The organism is Pseudomonas reinekei, assembly GCF_001945365.1.
GTDB classification, from domain to species: domain Bacteria; phylum Pseudomonadota; class Gammaproteobacteria; order Pseudomonadales; family Pseudomonadaceae; genus Aquipseudomonas; species Aquipseudomonas reinekei.
The window spans coordinates 1-4,293 of record NZ_MSTQ01000037.1 but is presented as its reverse complement, the minus strand read 5'-3'; the positions used below and the strand labels follow the sequence as shown (position 1 = coordinate 4,293).

The following is a 4,293-nucleotide window of genomic DNA, read 5'->3' as shown; positions in this document are numbered from 1 at the left end:
ACCTCAAGGGCAACCGCCTGCTGCGCCACGCCGACCGGCATTACGACTACGACGCCTACGGCAACCTGATCCGCGAACGCCGCGGCGAAAACGTCACCGAATATCGCTACGACAGCCAGCACCGCCTCACCGGCTTCACCGCCGCCGACGGCCGCGAAACGTCCTACCGCTACGACGCCTTCGGCCGACGCATCGCCAAGACCGTCGACGGCCAGACCACACAGTTTTTCTGGCAAGGCGACCACCTCATCGCCGAAAGCAGCCCCGGGCACTACCGCAGCTACCTCTACGAACCCGGCAGCTTCCGCCCCCTGGCCCTGCTCGACGGCAAAGGCCCGAAACACGCCTGCCCGTTCTACTACCACCTCGACCACCTCGGCACCCCGCAGGAACTGACCGACTACAGCGGGGAGATCGTCTGGTCGGCGAGGTACACCGGCTACGGCAAAGTCAGCCAAATCACCCACGGCGGCGGTGAACAGCTTGAACAGCCGCTGCGTTTTCAGGGCCAGTACTTCGACGCCGAAAGCGGCCTGCACTACAACCGCCATCGCTATTACCACCCGGATACCGGGCGTTATCTGACGCCGGATCCGGTGAAGCTGGCGGGTGGGTTGAATGCTTACCGCTACACGCCGAATCCGACGGGGTGGGTGGATCCGTTGGGGTTGAGTGGGAAGTGTCCGGGTGGGGCTTCGTGTAAGAGGCCGGATATTGGGGAACAAGATCCATTTGAGAAGGTGAAAATTGATGAGGGGGAGCCCACTCTTCCCAAGCCAAAAAATGAAGACGACTATTTGTACCGCGGAGACCAACTCGAACCAGATGAAGTATTTCAAAACGGATTCAAAAGCAAAGGCGCAAGCGACGATTTATTCCTCCACTCTATCGACAGTAATAATCCACCCAGTAATTTCATCAGCACATCACCGTCTCGGGATGTAGGTAAAATTTTTGCTACTGGTTTTTACACAAAAACAGGATATTTATACACCCTACAAAAAATTCCTGGCCACGACTTGAAAAAAGAACTTGGTGCTCTATATGAGTTTGGAGCTGAAGAGGAAATTGCCATACGTGGCCGAATAAAACCCGAAGATGTACTCGGAGCAACATTGATCATTGACGACGGCAGGGAATTTGGGTATTCGATTCCAAATCCAAACAGGATAATAAAAAAATGATAACCCATGTAGCGATAACAGTTAGCACCAATAATACCAAGGAGATAGCGCAATTAGTCTGCGATAACAACCTCATATCAATAACATTAGCTTTAGAAAATGGATTCAACAAAACCTATACGGACTTAGATTTTTACAGATGCTTCGGCCAGCTAAGAAAAGATAACCCTCACATTAAATTCTTTTGTAAAGGATCAAAAATCAATGTCCACCCTTCGAGCATGTCCTCACAGATGACCCAAGGCTTAAAGGCATATGAACTCGTCTTGGGAAGACCAGCATCCCTTAAAGATATAATTTATATATTTGACTACGACGATGAAAATCTAACTAATGACCCAAGCGAACAATGGGAGTTTTACATGCACTGGATTAATACAGAGAAGTCAGATTAGCTTGGTCACTGGGCGAACTTTAATTTACCCAGCCGTAAAAATACCGCTGAAATGTCGAACGGCCCGTTCAACATTAGACATACAGAAAGGAAGCGTTTCGCCTGAAAAAAATGAAAAAAATAGACATTGTCATTATCAAACAAAACAACAAAGAAACCGCAACAATCGAATACAACCGGATAAATCCAAGCCTTAAACTTACAACACATAATTACACTACCAAACAATACATAAGCCACGATTTATTCTTATGCTTTGGTTTTCTGAGGGCTCACAACCCAGAAATAAAGTTTCTATGCAAAGGATCAAAGCTAAACGTTTACCCCTCACGAATGTCTTCACAGATGTCTAAAGGGCTCGTTGCTTATGAATTGACTCTAGGGCAGCCAAGTAAAGAAGAAAATATTGTACGAATTTTCGACTACGAGGACCAAGACATCACAAGTAACATTGAAGATCAAATTAATTTTTACAAAAAATGGCTTCAATCACTGTCCATGCAGTAAATACTGCATTTTAAAACCCACAATCTGAAAAACACCCCCAAAAAATTAACACAATCGCTATAACTCCACGCACAACCCACTTAAAATCGAAGGCCACAAAATGTCGATTAACAGAATACAACTTAAAACGGGGAGCAAAACTGAATTCGCAACACTTATAGACAAGCACAACAAATTAACATTAATTAGAAAAAACGGACTCAAAAAAACCTATACCGAAGACGACCTATTCCTATGTTTAGCACGAATGCGACGAGACTCCCCCGAAACCAAGTTCCTTTGTAAAGGAGCAAAACTTAATGTTTACCCATCTAGAATGTGCTCCCAAATGAGCAACGGGGCTGTTGCCTACGAGATGATTCTTGGAGAAGAAGCCACTCGCGACCACATCGTCCATATTTTTGATTTTGATGATAAAAATATTGCACAAGATATATTCGAACAAGAAGAATTTCAAAGGCGCTGGTTGAACTCCTTTTAGACCTATCCGTCAGGTGATAGCTTCACAAAATTTCTGCACCACGAAAAAAGCCCAGCTCAAAATCTGGGCTCACAAACTGATGAATTTACTGTTATCAGTTGGACTTAGCTTAAACTTTTGAATCAGCTGAATCCGAACTTCCTGATACTCAAGAGGTTTCCCAGAACCACTCCCTATTGATCTCCCCCACTGCCAATCCCCGGCTTGGTACTACTCCCATCAGCTCCCATCAGCCCCCTCCACCTCCAATAGAAACCGGCGGCAGCGCATATTCGGGACCGGCCCCCGCATTCATTTCCGTAGACGGCGGCATTCCGCCCTTATCAACTGGGGCGTCGCTGCCGGCATATACCGACAAAGCACCCAACGACAACAACCCGGCTACCGTCAGGGCAGTCACTGTTGACCTGTTCATGACGAACCTCCTTAGAACGCTACTTAACTCGGTTCGCCAGAGTAATCCTCACCAGCAATGTCTGGGTCTTCAGGCGTTGCCTCAACATCCGTATCTGTGCGCTTCACCTCATCGTTGGGAACCTGCTCGACGCCGGCGTCCTCGTCGGGCGGACGCTGGTCGCGGCTCAAGGGATCGGTCGGTGAAGGCAACGGATACTCCGGGGTATCGTCCGTGTCGGTGTCTTTCGTGTCAGCGTTCATGGTGCACCTCGCAAAGAGCCTGAAATGCAGGCCCTGAACGTTCGAGATTTCCACAGTGCACGGGGTTCGATCGGCAAGACAACTGGTCAACGCCGGCTCAATCAATCCTCTTCGCCGTCTTCATCCTCATCTTCAAATTCGAGATTTCCAACGTCGCCGGCGTCATCGGAATCGTTGAGCGGGACCGTTGCATCGTCCATCAACGAACCTGGATCCTCATTGCCGGGGTCGTTGATAAATGGCAAACCACTCGGGCCTTTCTCTTCGTTACCTTCGGTTTCCGGGGTCATGGCAGGCCTCAATTGTTCAGGGGTGTATGAGATTCGAGGCGAGAGACCGCCAAACGTTCCTGAGGCATAGCCAGAAAAGAAAAACCCGGCGCCTGGCCGGGTTCTTCTGTTGATAACGATTGAATCAACGGTGTTTGTTTTTATGTTTGTTCTTGTGTTTATGCCCGCCACCGGAATGGGAACTACGGTTATCGTCGCCGAGATTGTTGCCGACGGCGCCACCGGCGGCCCCGCCCAGGCCTGCACCGATGGTCGAACCGGTAGAGCCGCCCAGGCTGTTACCAATCACCGAACCACCCGCCGAGCCTAAACCACCACCGATCGCGGCTTCAGTGCGGTTGCCTTTTTGCGCGCCAACCGCACTGCCGGCTGCACCGCCGACACCGGCACCAATCGCGGCCCCGGTGCTGCCGCCCATCTGCCCACCCACAACGTTGCCCAACGCACCACCAAGACCACCACCTACCGCCGCTGTACCGTCACCGGCCGCCATTGCCGCTTGCGAGAGGAACAATCCAAAAACAATCGCGGGCAATGTGGTACGTCGAGCACTCAACCTTGCAACTGATATGCCTTTGGTTTTCGGGTTCATGGCCAGCCTCTTATTCTTCAGGGGTATGCAGGGTTTGAGGCGTTGCACCGAGAAACGTTCAAATCGAGTAGGAGGCGGATTTACATCCGCCGTCCTCTCACACCACCGTACGTACGGATCCGTATACGGCGGTTCAAGCTATGCGATTAAACCGAGTTATCGTATCCAGTATTGAGACCAGTCCAAGC

At 50.0% G+C, this 4,293-nt stretch carries 5 protein-coding genes; 2 read left to right on the top strand and 3 right to left on the bottom strand.

Annotated elements, in window-relative coordinates:
• Together BVK86_RS28760 and BVK86_RS29935 are read left to right on the top strand one after the other, a co-directional pair.
• Positions 1–1,184 (top strand): RHS repeat-associated core domain-containing protein (locus BVK86_RS28760; protein WP_208609348.1); only part of this gene is annotated, 1,184 nt, incomplete at its 5' end.
• A 1,229-nt stretch (positions 1,185–2,413) separates the two neighbouring features.
• Positions 2,414–2,566, top strand: a complete 153-nt coding sequence (locus tag BVK86_RS29935) for a hypothetical protein (RefSeq protein WP_157720453.1) — start codon at positions 2,414–2,416, stop codon at positions 2,564–2,566.
• 438 nt (positions 2,567–3,004) lie between these two features.
• On the opposite strand, the gene BVK86_RS28735 is transcribed toward BVK86_RS29935, so the two are convergent.
• From BVK86_RS28735 to BVK86_RS28725, 3 genes are all read right to left on the bottom strand, one after another.
• Entirely contained in the window at positions 3,005–3,223 is a 219-nt protein-coding gene (locus tag BVK86_RS28735; protein WP_075949600.1) for a hypothetical protein, read from the bottom strand.
• Positions 3,224–3,324: 101 nt separating this feature from the next.
• Positions 3,325–3,513: a hypothetical protein gene (locus BVK86_RS28730; protein WP_056853803.1), complete on the bottom strand. Its 189-nt coding sequence runs from the start codon at positions 3,511–3,513 to the stop codon at positions 3,325–3,327.
• A gap of 124 nt (positions 3,514–3,637) precedes the next feature.
• On the bottom strand, positions 3,638–4,105 hold the full coding sequence (locus BVK86_RS28725) for a glycine zipper domain-containing protein (protein WP_075949595.1): 468 nt from the start codon (positions 4,103–4,105) through the stop codon (positions 3,638–3,640).
• Positions 4,106–4,293: the final 188 nt, after the last annotated feature.